This window comes from Zhongshania sp. R06B22 (genome assembly GCF_040892595.1).
Lineage (GTDB): Bacteria > Pseudomonadota > Gammaproteobacteria > Pseudomonadales > Spongiibacteraceae > Spongiibacter > Spongiibacter arctica.
The window spans coordinates 177,640-192,193 of record NZ_JBFRYB010000001.1 but is presented as its reverse complement, the minus strand read 5'-3'; the positions used below and the strand labels follow the sequence as shown (position 1 = coordinate 192,193).

The window sequence follows — 14,554 nt, the reverse complement described above, 5'->3', positions numbered from 1 at the left end:
TACTGTGAACAATACATGACAGTGAGAACATGTTTTTTATTCTAAGTTGACGATAGCACAAGGTCTTGATGGAGTGTGAAATTAATAGCCAGCTAGTACCACGCTATTCGCGCTAGCGGTTTTGGGTCTTCAGCTATGTAAGTCACCCTTACAATGCCGTTGTTAATGCATTTGGCCGCTGCCAAAAAAGCTGCGCCTCGGCAAAAGGTCGACACCGTCATAAACACTTTTAACATCGGACACCGAGTAAACGGCGGTTTTATCCAAAGCTTTAATCAGCTGGATAAGCGTAGGTATATTGCGGCGTTTTTCAATAATGTATAACACTTCGACGGCCTTATCATTGCCCATATCGCCATCGATTGAAACGACCTTGAACCCCGCTTCTCTGATCTTTTCTGCCAAGACATCGCGATTGAATGATATGCAGCGAATAAGCTCATTGCCAATAGCGAACCGGCTTTCTATCCACATGCCAACATAGTTGCCCACGCCAAAACCGCCGGCGTATGCCAAGGCTAGATACCACTGGTTTAGGTTTGTTAGTACCTGTGACGCCGCCACTAGCCAGATCATGATTTCAAAAAAGCCAATAATTGCGGCTAAAAACTTGTGGCCGCGAAACACCACAATCGTTCGAAAGGTGCCAAGTGAGACATCGGTAACGCGGGCAAAGAATATCACCGGCGCTAATAAATAGGGATATGTGACGAGTAAATCTGTCATTACTGCTTCCTGATTAAATGGCTAAACGCATAAGTGAACTATGCCAGCTGAATGCCGCTATTTATTCTGAACAAAAGCGGAGTACTGGCGTGGGTGAGTGATGGCAGTGCGGGCATACCGGTGAGAGAGCGTTGCCAGAAGGATGGTGTTCGAATGGCGAAGTGTAGCCCCTTCGCAGGTGAGCGCAATTGTAAAAAAATAAGGGTCACATGGAAGTGGCTTTCATGTGACCCTTATTGTTGTTTAAAGCCCTAAGTGTCTAGGGAGCTTTACGAAGAGATTTTCATTGCCATGGCTTACCCTTGGCTTACATCATTTCCTTCATTAAGGCCTTTAGTGCCGCCTCACGATCTCCGAGCAGATCTTGATATTGACCTAGCATGTTTTGCTTATCTTGAAATTTAGCAATTTGTGGGCCGTAGTCTGCGCTGAGTTTGGTTTTGAGTTTTTCTTGCACATCGCCAAGTTGCGACTTGAGCTCGGCGCCGAGCACATCACCCAAAATACCGTCGAGATTGGATTTTAGTTTAATGGCAGGTTCATTGACGGTGCCGTTAACACTCAGGTCCATAACCAGCTTGGAGACGTCTTCTAATGCCGCGGCAAGCAGGGTGGCGGTTTTATTGTTGGTGGCAGTTTGGGCGACTAATAGTTTGGCTTGGTTTACCAAACCGGCCACCGATCCCTTTAGATTGTCGCCATCAATTGAGAAGTTGGCGGCAATATCAGCAATGCCCTTTTCTAGTTGCAGGGGTAGCTCAGGACTTTGTGATAGCGACACACCAGACAGCGCCAGCTGTTTTAGGGCCATATTGAACACACTTTTAACGGTGTCATTGCGCTGGTCAAAAATGCCATCAATTACCAGCTGCGATTGTTGTTCCATACCACCACGCAGTGCCATGGTGATCGGTTTGTTCCAGTAATCTTGCTTGTCAGTGACGTCGTTAATTTCGCCTGAATAGGCCAGTTTTTCGCCGCCGATAACTTGGTAGCCGTCAATGAGAATTTTTCGAATTAAAATATTCACAGGTAATTCGGCTGCGGGTTCACTGCTGGGTGCGGCTTCTTCTTTGCTCGCTATATTACCCATGGTTTCTTGGTATAGGCTGAGTCCACGCTGCACGAGAGCGTTTACTTCATCGCCGAGTAGAAAGCGCAGCATACCTTCGCTGCCCTGATCTAGGCCGTATTTAGACATCATACGTTTAGATTGGTCGGCGGGGAGGTTAGCGGCGCGCGCACTAAGTGATTTAACCGCGGCAGAGTCTGTTGAAAGGTCGTCTTTGAGATTATCAAATTGACGCAGTTCGGCCTTTATATCGTCACGTAATTCTTTGGCGCCCGCTATACGTTCAATAACATTTTTATTTTTGAGTTCATCCCATCGCAGTTTATATTGATCGAATTGGGCCTGGTCGGGCACTTTTTCTGACTTGATTTTCCAGCGTGATTCGATCTCGCTAAAGCCGTTTTGAATGTCAGTTACTTCGGCTTGGATAGTGGCTTTCTCCTCGGCCAGTAATGCGCTGGGGTCGGGCAGGGAAATACTGGGCATACCACTGGCGCTTTCGTCCTTGGCTGGGGGCATACTGCCGTCCAAGGTGCCTGGGGTGCTGCGCTCGGTATACATTTGCAGGCCGGATAGCAGAACTTGATCTGCAATCACCTGCATTTTAAAGAGGGCTTTGGCGTCTACATCAGCGGAGACTTTCTCGCTTTGCAGCAGGTTCCGCATAGGTTCTTGCGGGTTGGCAACGGTCAGGCCATTGAGAGCAACGTGGGTGGGGTAGAAGCTTATATCCACACTATCGACATCGACTCGGGCGCCAACTTGCTTGCTGCCTTCGCGTTCAATCATAAACTTGGCGATGGGCTCAAGGGCAAAAACAACACCGACGACCGCAATTACTAGCAGGACGACAATACCCTGCATAATCCGTTTGAACATGAGACTTCTTCTCCAGATTTTGTGAGCAGGTAAACGCGGAAGGCGCGGATACCTGCAGAAAATTATTTCACTGAACAACTTTCATGATGTGGCGCTGTGGTTATTCGTAATACTTAGCCGCCATAATTTAGCGTTCAGCTTAGCGCTAGTGAGTCATTATAACGTGTAGTTGAGTCACATAAACCGCATGCGGTTCAGACTGCGCTTATGGTATTTAGTGCAATTTGGTGAGTCTAGATTTAAAGCCAGAAACACTATGGCTTCTTTGTACTGGCGTCGTGAATAATGTGGTAGCTGCCTTTGCATGTATTTGCTTGATACGCCGTTTGGGCAGATCGGGCGGTGACATGATTAATGCCTTGCCACACCACTTGGCGCTGGCTTTTGTATTCGCGCCAAAGTGTATATTGACCTTCATGCTCAGCGTCTATGGTGATCAGGCTGACGCTGTTTACCTCGGGGGTGTTGGCCGCAGGTTTGAGCAGCACTATGTTGCGGCCGTTGACCTCAGCTATTTCATTAAGCTCTACAGAGCCTTCAAAGAGAACCGCGCAAATATCCCCTTCGTGCGGTGGAGTTTGTCTTCCAGCAGGCAGGACCAATACTCGCGAATTTTGCCACTGGCAGCGCCAAAATATAGGCAGTTTGATGAGTGGTAAATTACTGATTTCAACCTCATCTAATGCAAAGGCAATGCACAGAGGGATTGTCGCCGGCGCCTCCACAGTATTGCCATTGCGAAGTTTTACCCGACCTTTTAGCAAGCTGCTGTCGCAGCGTCCACAGTTGCCGTTGCGGCAGCTGCGGCTGACGGCTAACTCTGCGGCTAGGCAGTGTTGCAGCAGAGTATGATCATGGCGAATGGGAAGACTGAGGGCGGCGTCGACAATGGTGAGTCTTGGTGGGGCCACGACTAACTGCCGAGATATTCAGAGTGTAATCTGGGCAGCAATAGCTTCAGTGCCAATGCGCGATGGCTGAGCTGATTTTTTTGGGCTTTGCTGAGTTCTGCCGAGCACAGTGCTAACTCGGCGACATAAAACAGCGGGTCGTAGCCAAAGCCATTGCTGCCCCGTGGCGCGCTGAGAATTTCGCCCTGCCAAAGCCCCTCACATACTATGGGCGCCGGATCGTCGGCGTGGCGAACAAAAGCCAGTGCGCAGTGAAAATGGGCGCGGCGATTGCTTTGATCCGCTAGCGCCGTGAGCAGGGTGGCATTGTTGTCGGCTTCGCTGGCATTGGCGCCAGCGTAACGCGCCGAGTAAATACCGGGTGCGCCGCCGAGTGCGTCTACGCACAGACCGGAGTCGTCGGCCAGCGCGGCAAAGCCAGTTTGGCGAGCGGCATTGCGGGCTTTGAGAATAGCGTTCTCTATAAAACTGAGCCCAGTTTCTTCTGCTTCTACTACCTCAAAATCTGCTTGGCTGCGCAGCGTTATACCCACGCCTTCAAGCAGCTGGCCGAGTTCAAGCAGCTTTCCCCGGTTGCCACTGGCCAGTACAACAATATTTTCAGACGATGAGGACACGGTGCCTACTCTTATTTGTCGAGATACAGCATTTTATTGAATTGGATGTCGTAACTCGGGCGATTGTCCACGCTCACAGACAGGCGAAAGTTTTGGCGCTCGTCATTGCTGATATCAAACTCGGCAATGTAGTAAATGGCGTCTTGCTCAATGATCTCTCGGAACTCCAAGGTGTTGACGTAGATCAGGTCAGAGCTAGTGCCTTTTACATCAGCGCGCACGGCAATATTGCTGGTATCGAGTTGGCGACGAACCGAGACGTTAATTAAAAACTTATCTTCGCCGCGAACAATGCCGTAGCTTTTGGCTACCTGTGGGCTAATAAAAGTGGTGTTTAAGACGCTGTAATGCACGGTGTCTTTGCCGAAGCTTGAGCTGGTTTCAGTGACTGGCGGTGCGTCTTGGGCCTGGCTTGCTAAGCTAAGTAAGCTAGTGAAAACCAAGGTGAAAATTGCGGCGTAGTTCAAATGTACTTTCATAGTGATGCTCTGTATGCGCAGTATTATTTACTAATATGATAAACCGCCGTGACACCCAGTAAGTTGGGGAAGCGATTGGCTAATGCTGATTGGCTATTGTCAGCAGCTATTACGCTGCTGTTCAGTACCCGGATGTTTTTGTCGGCGCACAGGGTTTCAAAATCCTTGACCGTACAAAAGTGAATATTTGGCGTGTCGTACCAAGTATAGGGAAGATATTTGGATACCGGCATTTTACCCCGATGTCCCAAGTACCAGCGACTGCGCCAGTGACCGAAATTTGGGAAGGTAACAATGCACTCCCGGCCCACTCTCAGCATTTCGTCTATGACTAAATGCGGATAGCGCAGGGTTTGCAGAGCTAGGGTCATGACCACCATGTCAAAGCTGTCGTCACGAAAGTTGCCCAAACCGACGTTGAGGTCGTGCTCAATGACGTTGACGCCGCGTGCCAATGCAAGGGTGATATTGTCAGGATCTATTTCTAGCCCCACCCCCGATACATTTTTTTCTTTACCCAGGGTTTCCAGCAACATGCCATCGCCACAACCGAGGTCGAGAACGCGACTATTGGCATTAATCCACGGCTGAATCAGGGTGAGGTCAAATCGCATGGCCAAGCTCCTGTTTGAGTCGTTTCATATAGCCGTGGAAGACGTCCATATAGCGCGGAATGGGAATGAGGAATGCATCGTGGCCGTGATCCGCAGCTATTTCTGCATAGCTGATAGCTTTGTTAGCGGCGACCAGGGCGTCAACTATTTCCCGTGACCGCGCAGGAGCAAAACGCCAATCAGTTGTAAACGAAATGACCATAAAGGAACACTTGGCGTGTTTAAAGGCTTCAGCAGGATCGTCGTTATACTCCCTAGCCAGATCGTAATAGTCCAGCGCCTTGGTCATGAGCAAATAGGTGTTGGCGTCAAAGCTGCCTGAGAAGGCCTCGCCTTGATAGCGTAGATAGCTTTCTACCTCAAACTCCACTGCAGTTTCTGACCCAGCACCCAAGGAGAGAGTACCGGTTTTGAGATCGCGGCCGAACTTTTGCTTCATGCCGTCTTCTGACAGATAGGTAATATGACCCACCATTCTCGCCAGTCCCAAGCCCTGCTTGGGCAGAGTGTTGTGTTCAAGATAGCGGCCATCATGGAAATTGGCGTCTGAGGTAATGGCGCGTCTAGCAATTTCATTGAAGGCGATGTTCTGGGCCGACAGCTTCATGGCAGAGGCAATCACGATGCAGTGGCGCAGGGCGTCGGGATGTTCAAGTGCCCAGCGCATGGCTTGCATGCCGCCCAAACTGCCGCCAATGACTGCTGCCCACTGGCTGATGCCAAAGTGTTGCATCATCAAAAACTGGCTCTCTACCCAGTCCCTGCAGCGCAGTGGTGGAAAGTCTGGCCCCCAGGGTTGGCCGGTTTCTGGGTTGATGGAGGTGGGGCCGGTAGAGCCATGACAGCCGCCAATATTATTGATGCTAAGGACGAAAAAGACATTCGTGTCTATGGGCTTGCCGGGCCCGATACAGCTGTCCCACCAGCCGGTTTTGCGATCCTTTTCACTGTGTTTGCCCGCGGCGTGGTGGTGGCCGCTCAAGGCGTGACAAATTAATATGCCATTGGATTTGTCGGCGTTTAATGTGCCATAGGTTTCGTAAATAATATCGTGTTCTGGCAGGGCGCGGCCGCAGGCCAGTAGCAGGGGCTGGTCGAAGTGCAGCGTTTGTGGCGTAACAATGCCAACGCTATTGTTATCCGCATTTTGTGTGCTGGGCGGAGCTTCTGTCATTTGCACCGATATCCTTATTAACCGGCATGGGCTTGCGTGTCGCCGGCGGGTTGAGCTTTTGTCGGCCGTTAAAAACGGACTTACTGTGCTGTTATCACTATATTCAGCGCGCTTGGTATGTTTACGGGCGCTGAAATTTTAAGTGTTTTCTGTCTGCTTTGCGCGCCCGCGGTGAGTTCCACCGCCTGTTTACTAAGACCAAACTCTTTGGCTATAAATGCGATTAAGCAGGCATTTGCTTTGCCGTCTGTCGCCACTGAGCGAATCCTGATTTTTAAGCGATCACCATGCTGGCCGGCAAACTCATTGGCGCTTGCGCCCGGCTGAATATGGCAGAGCAACACTAAATTACCACCATGCCAGCGAAAAAACGCGGGCAGCTCAGCCACGATTTACAGCCCCATAACTAAGGCAGGGTGCAGGCCGGCGCTGGCAGCGACATGACGGAGCATGACTTCAAGTACATTGATGCATAAAAAAACAAAAATCGGTGATAAGTCTAGGCCGCCCATTGCCGGCAGCAGTTTGCGGAATGGCGCCATTACCGGTTCAGTGATTTGATACAGAATTTGAGCGCCGGGATTACTGGTTCCCTGGGCAACCCAGCTCAAAATGATATTGCCGATAATGGCAAAGAAGTACAGATTTAGTACCGCACTGCACAGGCCAATGACGGACCATATTATTAGCTGCATGGGGTTGGGAAAGCCGCCACCGTATATTTGGAATAACAGGGTGATCCCGATAGCTTGGGCAATGAGCGCCAGTAGCAGTGAGGCGGTGTCGACTTTGCCAACACTGGGAATAATTTTGCGCAGCGGTATCACCAGCGGGTTAGTGGCCTTAACCAAAAATTGGCAGATCGGATTGTAAAAATCGGCGCGCACTAATTGCAGGATCATCCGTAACAGAAATGCGGCAATCGCTAAGCTGACTAGAGTATTTAGTAACATGGTGGTGATTTCGGCAGCGGCTGACATGCGGCTTATTCTCCTTCGAGTTCAATAGCGAGTTCTTCGGCGCGGACGCGGGCCCCTTCGAGTGCGTGTGCAAATAGTTGGCGTAGGCCGCCGTCTTCTAAAATGTTAATAGCGCGTTCAGTGGTGCCCTTGGGCGATGTTACCCGACGGCGCAATTCGCCGACGTCGACATCGCTGGCTACTGCCATCTTGGCTGCGCCCAATGCGGTTTGCAGGGTGAGCTGTTGGGCTATTTCGGCGCTTAGGCCCATATCTCGACCGGCGGCTTGCATGGCTTCCATCACCAAAAAGAAATATGCCGGACCACTGCCTGATACGGCGGTGACGGCGTCGAGTTGGGCTTCATTATCTACCCATAATGCCAAGCCCACCGCTTCTAAAATGGTGCTTGCTTGCCGGCGCTGCGCTGCGCTGACTTGGTCGTTGGCGTATAAGCCGGTAGCGCCGCTGCGAACCAGTGCGGGGGTGTTCGGCATACAGCGGACAATGGCAGGGCTGCCTCCCAGCCATGTCGCGAGGCTGGCGCTGGCAACACCAGCTGCAATGGTGATGATTAGTGGCTGGTGTGTTTGGACTGCGGCGGCAATGTCGAGCGCAACCACTTTCATAAGCTGGGGCTTCACCGCCAGAATCACCACGTTTACTTGGGATATAAGGGCGTTGTTATCGCTGCCGGTATGAACCGCTGCGACCTCTCTGAGCTTGGCTAAACTGTCGGCATTGGGATCGCTGGCCCAGATATTTGACGCGCTCACACCGCTGGCAACTAAGCCACCGATGATGCTGGAGGCCATATTTCCGCCGCCAATGAAGCCAATTTTCATCTCTTCCACTTTATGTCCCCGTTTACTCTATACCCGCCGCCTCGTAAATGAAGCGCGGGCTGTAAAATCCGCGGGCAGTATATCAGTCCCGTTTTGATACTGGCAGTCGGCAAGCGTCCTATCATGGCTTTGGTGTTGGTCTAGGGCCGAAAATATCACTGCCAATCCTGACGATAGTTGCGCCTTCGGCTATGGCAGATTCCATATCTCCGGACATACCCATAGACAGGGTGTCTATGGCTGCGCTGGGAAATTGTTTTTGCAGGGACGTCAAAATGCCACGCAGGGCAGCGAAATTACGTCGCTGTTGTTGGATGTCACTGGTATTCGCGGGAATAGCCATCAAGCCTCGCAGCCTCAAGCGGGCTTGGCTGTTTACCAACTCGGCAAGGGCGGGAATATCGTCGATAGTCGCACCTGCCTTGCTGCTTTCATCATTAATGTTAATTTGCAGGCAAATATTCAATGGTGGTAGCTCATTGGGTCGCTGGTCGTTGAGACGGGTGATGATTTTGGCGCGGTCGACGCTGTGTACCCAGTCGAAATGGCTGGCGATGGCGCGGGTTTTATTGGTCTGAATGGGGCCGATAAAATGCCAGTACTCGGGTTGGGTCGACAACTCCGCTTGTTTGCTAAGGGCTTCTTGAAGGTAGTTTTCGCCGATGTCGGTGATACCCGCGTCGATGGCGGCAGTGATTTCTGCCGCATTGCGGGTTTTGGTGACTGCCATCAGGGTTGGTGGTGTATCACGTTGATAAAGTTGGCAGGCAGCATCTATCCGCGCCTGAATAGCTGCTATATTGGCTAGTATGTTGGTTTGATTGCTCATGGTTAAGATTATGCCTGATGGAGCTCTGGTCTGCTGCAGGCTCTTAAAATAAAACTTTGTGCTGTACGGCAGTGACGGCGCGTTATACAGTTTTGAGTCGACATTAATTCGGCTTGTTAAATGCGCCATTGGCTATATCTACTGCTTATTTTGGTGTGAAGTTGGTTTTTAGTCGGGGTTTTGCCCACCGACGCTTTGATGCCTTTGAGGATTTTCATGGATATCACAGAATTACTGGCCTTTAGCGCCAAACAAAATGCCTCAGATTTACATTTGTCTGCGGGCTTGCCGCCCATGATTCGGGTAGATGGCGATGTGCGCCGCATTAATTTGCCGCCCTTGGAACATCGCGAAGTGCATAGTTTGATTTATGAAATCATGAATGACCGCCAGCGCCGCGATTACGAAGAGTTTTTAGAAACTGACTTCTCCTTTGAAGTGCCGGGAGTAGCGCGTTTTCGGGTTAACGCCTTTAACCACAATCGCGGCGCCGGTGCGGTATTCCGTACTATTCCCTCTAAGGTTTTGTCCTTGGAAGACCTTGGCATGGGGCAGGTGTTTAGAGATATTTCTATGCTGCCGCGCGGCTTGGTCTTGGTGACGGGGCCTACTGGGTCGGGCAAGTCAACCACGCTTGCGGCGATGATTGATTTTATTAACGACAATAAGTTTGAGCATATTCTCACCATTGAAGACCCCATAGAATTTGTTCACGAGTCTAAAAAGTGCCTGCTAAATCAGCGTGAAGTCCACCGTGATACTCACGGCTTTAATGAAGCATTGCGCTCGGCGCTGCGTGAAGACCCCGATATTATTCTGGTGGGTGAGTTGCGGGATTTAGAAACTATTAGGCTGGCATTAACGGCAGCGGAAACCGGGCACTTAGTGTTTGGTACTTTGCACACGACATCAGCAGCAAAAACCATTGACCGGGTGGTGGACGTATTCCCCGGTGATGAAAAATCGATGGTGCGCTCCATGTTGTCGGAATCGCTACAGGGTGTTATTTCACAAACGCTGCTGAAAAAGCCGGAGGGTGGCCGGATTGCGGCGCACGAGATCATGATAGGGACCCCGGCTATCCGTAATTTGATTCGGGAAGACAAGGTGGCGCAAATGTATTCTGCAATCCAGTCTGGTGCTGCCTTGGGTATGCAAACCATGGATCAATGTTTGAAAACGCTATTGCAAAAACGTCTGATAAACCGCGATGCGGCCCGTCTTAAAGCCCGTTTTCCTGAGAATTTCTGATGCGCCTGACATTGCTAGTTTGCGCTAGGGAGAAACACCTTGGAAATTGAAAAACTATTGCGTGTTATGCAAGAAAAAGGTGCCTCGGATTTGTTTATTTCCGCCGGGGTGGCCCCGTCGATCAAGATTAATGGTCAGATGGCGCCGATGAGCAGTAATGCTTTGAGCCCGGAGCAAACCCGTGAAGTGGTATTTGGGGTAATGAATGAGCAGCAGCGGCGCGAGTTTGTGCGCGACAAAGAGTGCAATTTCGCCATCAGTGCTAGGGGAATTGGTCGCTTTCGGGTAAGCGCATTTTACCAGCGCAATTTGGTCGGCATGGTGCTGCGGCGGATTGAAACCAATATTCCGACAACCGATGAATTGGGCTTGCCGGAGCAGGTGAAAGAGCTGGCGATGACTCGGCGAGGGCTGATTATTTTTGTTGGCGCCACCGGTACCGGTAAATCGACGTCCTTGGCGGCGATGATTGGTCATCGCAATGAAAATTCACGCGGTCATATTATTACCGTAGAGGACCCGATCGAATTCGTGCATCAGCACCGCGGCTGTATAGTTACTCAGCGCGAGGTTGGCATTGATACCGAGTCTTTTGAAGTAGCATTAAAGAATATGCTCCGGCAGGCGCCTGACGTCATTATGATTGGCGAGGTCCGCACCCGGGAGGCAATGGAGCAGGCGATTACCTTCGCTGAAACCGGGCATTTGTGTTTGTGTACCCTGCACGCGAACAACGCCAACCAGGCTCTCGACCGTATTCTGCACTTTTTCCCCGCTGACCGGCATCCGCAGCTGTGGATGGACTTGTCGTTAAATCTCAAGGCGATGGTGGCGCAACAGCTAATTCCAACCCGCGATGGTCAGGGGCGCCGCGCCTGCGTAGAGATTTTGCTGAATACGCCGCTGGCCTCAGACTTAATTCGCAAAGGTGATGTGGCGGGTCTAAAAGACCTGATGCGGCAATCGAGTCAGCAGGGTATGCAGACCTTCGATCAAGCGCTATACGATTTGTACGTGGATAGCGAAATCACCTACGAAGATGCTATCGCACACGCCGATTCTGCCAATGATTTGCGCTTGCTGATTAAGTTGGGGGCAGATAATAACCCCGAGCATACCCAGAAAATGGCGGGTGGCTTGACCATGCAAGAAGAGACTAAGGGCAAGCCAGGTTCGGGAGGATATCGTCGCTAATTTAGGTCGGTTGCGAAGTGTGAATCTTATTCGCGCATCCAGCTTTCGAGAATGATGGCGGCGCTGCGGCTGTCGACGGATTGATTTTTGAAGTCGCGGGAACCGGTGTCCTCAATGATGTCGCCGCGGGCTTCAAAGCTGCTTAGGCGTTCATCTGCAAAATGCACGGCAATGCCAAAGCGGCCATGAATGCGGTTGCCAAATTTGCGCGCTCGCAATGACATCTCCGATACGCTGCCGTCCATATTCAAGGGCAGCCCCACCACTACGGCATCTGGCTTCCAGGTTGCCAGTAGTTTATCGATGTCTTCCCAGCGGGGAATGCCGTCTTTGGCTTGTAGCGACGCCTGGGGGCTCGCAGTGCCGGTTAATGTTTGGCCAATGGCGCAGCCGATCCAGCGCAGGCCAAAGTCAAAGCTGAGCAGGGTCTGGGGTTTATCGTTCATCGGTATTATGCGTGACCACTGTGGGGGGAGATTTGGGAGAAATCGATGCCAAGACTGGCGAGGGCGGCGTCGACGCGCTTTTCAGCTTCCACTTCAAATATAACATGATCGCTGGCGGCGACCGTAAGCCAGATGTTGTCCTGTAGCTCCTCTTCAAGTTGACCCGCGTCCCAGCCCGCATAGCCCAATGCGATGATACTTTGACTGGGGCCGCAATTGCGGGCGATCGCATCCAAAATGTCTAGCGAGGTGGTAAGAGTAACGGTGTCAGTGACGTCAATACTGGACTCCCACTGTTTGCCGTCGCGACGGTGCAATACAAAACCGCGGTCGGTGTGAATGGGGCCGCCGGCATATACCGGTTGTTGGTGGTCATAGCTACAGCCGTCGAGCTCCAGTTGTTCAAGTATCTCATCGACATCCATGTTTAATGGATGATTGATAATAATACCCATGGCGCCGTGCTCGTCATGTTCGCAGAGGTAGGTAATGCTATGGGTAAAAATCCCGTCTTTGAGCGCAGGAAGTGCGATCAGAAAGTGATTTTTAAATGATACGAACGCAGTATTTGTCATGCTGGTAAGTATCGGCGAAATTACCGCAAACACAAGGCGCTTGCTGATAATAGGGCCGAATTCAACCTTGATTAGTTTTGAGTGACTGGCGTTCAAAGCGCCAGGTACGAACGATGCCGAGGCGATTTTTGCCATCTAGTACGTCGCTGGGAATTGCCTCATAAGGCGCAGCTAAGCGCACAATGCGATGTGCGGCGCGGTCTAGTATGGCGCTGCCAGAGCTACTGAGTATTCGCACCTCGTCTATACGGCCATCGGGCATCAGCATAAGCAGCAGTCGTAGCTCCCCCTCAATGCCCTGTTGGCGGGCTTCTTCGGGATAATTGGCATTGCCTACGGTTTCGACTCGCTTTTCCCAGCGGTTTAAATACAGGGCGTCTGGCGAGCCTTTGGTGGCCACTGAAGTAATAAATTTCGGTCGCGGCATACGTGCATAATTTTGCTGGTATTTCTCCAGCTGCGCCTCTAAGGCAGAAATATTGTCGCTGAGTTGGTTGCTGCTATCGCTGCCATTCCATTGCTGTTGCTGGTGTAGCATACGAGTTTGCTTGGTATTAGTGCTGTGCGCAGACGCGGCGGTGGTGCTAAGCAGTGACGAGCTGTTTTGTTCTAGAACGGATTTGGCGATTTTAAGCGCTTCTTCATCCGGCAGGGTGTTGTCGTGGAAGGCGCTTTCAGTGGTCGTGCTGAGCTCGGCCTTATCTGCCAGAGTGCCGCTGCCAAGCTGATCATACTGGGCTAGATAGTCGGCTTTGTCTGGGGCCTTGTTGCTTTGGTACTGCGCTAAGGTAATTTCTAGGCTGGGTATTTTTATGCGCGGGTCTGGCGGCACAAAAGTGATGCCCAAAATGACCGCGAGATGCATGGCAGTGGCGACCGCTACGATAAACCCCAGCCTTTCGGGTGGAGCTTGGTCTTCAATGAGCGGGGTCGCCGATGCCGTCATTGACCGCGGTGCTTCGCGTTGGCGAGTTTGTCGGCGATGCAATCCATTAACTGACCACCAATGTCGGTTCCAAATTGGGTGTCAATCTCGCGAATGCAGGTTGGGCTGGTCACGTTAATCTCGGTAAGGGAATCGCCGATAACGTCCAAGCCCACAAACAACAGGCCTTTTTCCCTGGCGATGGGGCCCACTGCTGCCGCGATACGACGATCATCGTCGCTGAGTGCCTGTGCTCGGCCGGTGCCGCCGGCAGCGAGATTGCCGCGGGTTTCACCTTTTGCGGGTACGCGGGCCAGGCAATATGGCACCGGCTCGCCGTCGATCAGTAAGATACGTTTGTCGCCGTCGCGAATCTCGGGTAAATACACCTGTGCCATGATGTTGATTTGGCCGTGGTTGGTGAGGGTTTCTAAGATAACGCCCACATTGGGGTCATCGTGTTTTAGTCGGAATATGGAGCTGCCGCCCATGCCGTCTAAGGGCTTCATGATGACGTCGCCGTGCTCGGCGTGAAAGGCCCGCAATCGGGCTTGGTCGCGACTGACGAGGTGTGTTGGGCCGCACTGCGGAAACTGCAGTGCAAACAGCTTCTCGTTGCAGTCACGCAGGCTGCGGGGTTTGTTAACGACCCAGGCACCCTGGGTTTCAGCTAATTCAAGAATATGCGTTGCGTAGAGAAACTCATTGTCGAAAGGAGGATCCTTGCGCATTAAAATAACGTCGAGATCGCCCAGGTCGATATCAATACTGTCGCCGAGCTCATAAAAGTGCTCGGGATCTTTAAACACCTTCAGCGCTTTCACTGAGGCCCGCGCCTTACCCCCCGTCACATGCAGATCGGCGAGCGTCATATAGCTAAGTTCCCAGTCGCGGTCTGCAGCTGCCCAGAGCATGGCTAGGGTCGAATCTTTCTTGTAAGCGACGTGCTCGATGGGATCCATCACTACGCCAAGGCGAATAGTCATTTTGTTACCTGTGTCTAAAACGGTGTAAATAGGTCATATTATATAGCCAGGTAGGCTTAATAATTACCGCTG

Annotated in this window: 17 protein-coding genes; 2 read left to right on the top strand and 15 right to left on the bottom strand. The window is 51.5% G+C overall.

Translation table 11 applies throughout. From position 1 onward, the window contains the following. Window positions 1-162 precede the first annotated feature (162 nt). From AB4875_RS00785 to AB4875_RS00735, 11 genes are all read right to left on the bottom strand, one after another. The gene (locus AB4875_RS00785) at window positions 163-726 is read right to left on the bottom strand and encodes a DUF2179 domain-containing protein (RefSeq protein WP_368374124.1); all 564 of its coding nucleotides are present in this window, start codon (window positions 724-726) and stop codon (window positions 163-165) included. Between the two features lie 307 nt (window positions 727-1,033). Further along, window positions 1,034-2,677, bottom strand: coding sequence for a TIGR03545 family protein (locus AB4875_RS00780; protein WP_368374123.1), 1,644 nt, complete (start codon window positions 2,675-2,677; stop codon window positions 1,034-1,036). Between the two features lie 254 nt (window positions 2,678-2,931). Beyond that, the gene (locus AB4875_RS00775; RefSeq protein ID WP_368374122.1) at window positions 2,932-3,588 is read right to left on the bottom strand and encodes a 2Fe-2S iron-sulfur cluster-binding protein; all 657 of its coding nucleotides are present in this window, start codon (window positions 3,586-3,588) and stop codon (window positions 2,932-2,934) included. 2 nt (window positions 3,589-3,590) lie between these two features. Continuing rightward, entirely contained in the window at window positions 3,591-4,205 is a 615-nt protein-coding gene (gene rdgB / locus AB4875_RS00770; RefSeq protein WP_368374121.1) for an RdgB/HAM1 family non-canonical purine NTP pyrophosphatase, read from the bottom strand. Between the two features lie 11 nt (window positions 4,206-4,216). After that, window positions 4,217-4,684, bottom strand: coding sequence for a DUF4426 domain-containing protein (locus AB4875_RS00765; protein ID WP_368374120.1), 468 nt, complete (start codon window positions 4,682-4,684; stop codon window positions 4,217-4,219). Window positions 4,685-4,707: 23 nt separating this feature from the next. Further along, window positions 4,708-5,298 (bottom strand): methionine biosynthesis protein MetW, encoded by a 591-nt coding sequence (metW, locus tag AB4875_RS00760; RefSeq protein ID WP_368374119.1) that lies wholly within the window; start codon window positions 5,296-5,298, stop codon window positions 4,708-4,710. Next, a complete protein-coding gene (metX, locus tag AB4875_RS00755; RefSeq protein WP_368374118.1) occupies window positions 5,288-6,472 on the bottom strand; it encodes a homoserine O-succinyltransferase MetX in 1,185 nt (394 codons plus the stop codon). The genes metW and metX overlap by 11 nt, the downstream gene beginning before the upstream one ends. Window positions 6,473-6,552: 80 nt before the next feature. Further along, window positions 6,553-6,861 carry a DUF167 domain-containing protein gene (locus tag AB4875_RS00750; RefSeq protein ID WP_368374117.1) on the bottom strand — a complete coding sequence of 103 codons (309 nt, stop codon included), beginning with the start codon at window positions 6,859-6,861 and terminating at the stop codon, window positions 6,553-6,555. A 3-nt stretch (window positions 6,862-6,864) separates the two neighbouring features. Next, entirely contained in the window at window positions 6,865-7,452 is a 588-nt protein-coding gene (locus tag AB4875_RS00745) for a YggT family protein (RefSeq protein WP_368374116.1), read from the bottom strand. A 5-nt stretch (window positions 7,453-7,457) separates the two neighbouring features. Next, window positions 7,458-8,276 carry a pyrroline-5-carboxylate reductase gene (gene proC / locus AB4875_RS00740; RefSeq protein WP_368377036.1) on the bottom strand — a complete coding sequence of 273 codons (819 nt, stop codon included), beginning with the start codon at window positions 8,274-8,276 and terminating at the stop codon, window positions 7,458-7,460. 121 nt (window positions 8,277-8,397) lie between these two features. Further along, entirely contained in the window at window positions 8,398-9,105 is a 708-nt protein-coding gene (locus AB4875_RS00735; RefSeq protein WP_368374115.1) for a YggS family pyridoxal phosphate-dependent enzyme, read from the bottom strand. A 216-nt stretch (window positions 9,106-9,321) separates the two neighbouring features. Here AB4875_RS00735 and AB4875_RS00730 point away from each other — a divergent pair, with 216 nt between their 5' ends. Continuing rightward, window positions 9,322-10,356, top strand: coding sequence for a type IV pilus twitching motility protein PilT (locus AB4875_RS00730; protein ID WP_368374114.1), 1,035 nt, complete (start codon window positions 9,322-9,324; stop codon window positions 10,354-10,356). 39 nt (window positions 10,357-10,395) lie between these two features. Further along, on the top strand, window positions 10,396-11,550 hold the full coding sequence (locus tag AB4875_RS00725; protein WP_368374113.1) for a PilT/PilU family type 4a pilus ATPase: 1,155 nt from the start codon (window positions 10,396-10,398) through the stop codon (window positions 11,548-11,550). A gap of 26 nt (window positions 11,551-11,576) precedes the next feature. On the opposite strand, the gene ruvX is transcribed toward AB4875_RS00725, so the two are convergent. Genes ruvX through gshB form a run of 4 tightly spaced genes read right to left on the bottom strand, consistent with a single transcriptional unit; the run spans window position 11,577 to window position 14,482 of the window. Continuing rightward, on the bottom strand, window positions 11,577-11,996 hold the full coding sequence (gene ruvX, locus AB4875_RS00720) for a Holliday junction resolvase RuvX (RefSeq protein WP_368374112.1): 420 nt from the start codon (window positions 11,994-11,996) through the stop codon (window positions 11,577-11,579). 5 nt (window positions 11,997-12,001) lie between these two features. Next, a complete protein-coding gene (locus AB4875_RS00715) occupies window positions 12,002-12,604 on the bottom strand; it encodes a YqgE/AlgH family protein (RefSeq protein WP_368374111.1) in 603 nt (200 codons plus the stop codon). Window positions 12,605-12,632: 28 nt separating this feature from the next. Continuing rightward, complete coding sequence (locus AB4875_RS00710) at window positions 12,633-13,517, bottom strand: energy transducer TonB (protein ID WP_368374110.1); 885 nt, start codon at window positions 13,515-13,517, stop codon at window positions 12,633-12,635. Next, window positions 13,514-14,482 carry a glutathione synthase gene (gene gshB / locus AB4875_RS00705; RefSeq protein WP_368374109.1) on the bottom strand — a complete coding sequence of 323 codons (969 nt, stop codon included), beginning with the start codon at window positions 14,480-14,482 and terminating at the stop codon, window positions 13,514-13,516. The genes AB4875_RS00710 and gshB overlap by 4 nt, the downstream gene beginning before the upstream one ends. Window positions 14,483-14,554 lie beyond the last annotated feature (72 nt).

Excerpts from the sequence above, each read along its gene's own strand:
- metX (WP_368374118.1), bottom strand. The coding sequence starts at position 6,472 with ATGACAGAAGCTCCGCCCAGCACACAAAATGCGGATAACAATAGCGTT.
- AB4875_RS00780 (WP_368374123.1), bottom strand. The coding sequence starts at position 2,677 with ATGTTCAAACGGATTATGCAGGGTATTGTCGTCCTGCTAGTAATTGCG.
- AB4875_RS00765 (WP_368374120.1), bottom strand. The coding sequence starts at position 4,684 with ATGAAAGTACATTTGAACTACGCCGCAATTTTCACCTTGGTTTTCACT.
- proC (WP_368377036.1), bottom strand. The coding sequence starts at position 8,276 with ATGAAAATTGGCTTCATTGGCGGCGGAAATATGGCCTCCAGCATCATC.
- ruvX (WP_368374112.1), bottom strand. The coding sequence starts at position 11,996 with ATGAACGATAAACCCCAGACCCTGCTCAGCTTTGACTTTGGCCTGCGC.
- metW (WP_368374119.1), bottom strand. The coding sequence starts at position 5,298 with ATGCGATTTGACCTCACCCTGATTCAGCCGTGGATTAATGCCAATAGT.
- gshB (WP_368374109.1), bottom strand. The coding sequence starts at position 14,482 with ATGACTATTCGCCTTGGCGTAGTGATGGATCCCATCGAGCACGTCGCT.
- AB4875_RS00730 (WP_368374114.1), top strand. The coding sequence starts at position 9,322 with ATGGATATCACAGAATTACTGGCCTTTAGCGCCAAACAAAATGCCTCA.
- AB4875_RS00710 (WP_368374110.1), bottom strand. The coding sequence starts at position 13,517 with ATGACGGCATCGGCGACCCCGCTCATTGAAGACCAAGCTCCACCCGAA.
- AB4875_RS00745 (WP_368374116.1), bottom strand. The coding sequence starts at position 7,452 with ATGTCAGCCGCTGCCGAAATCACCACCATGTTACTAAATACTCTAGTC.
- AB4875_RS00735 (WP_368374115.1), bottom strand. The coding sequence starts at position 9,105 with ATGAGCAATCAAACCAACATACTAGCCAATATAGCAGCTATTCAGGCG.
- AB4875_RS00785 (WP_368374124.1), bottom strand. The coding sequence starts at position 726 with ATGACAGATTTACTCGTCACATATCCCTATTTATTAGCGCCGGTGATA.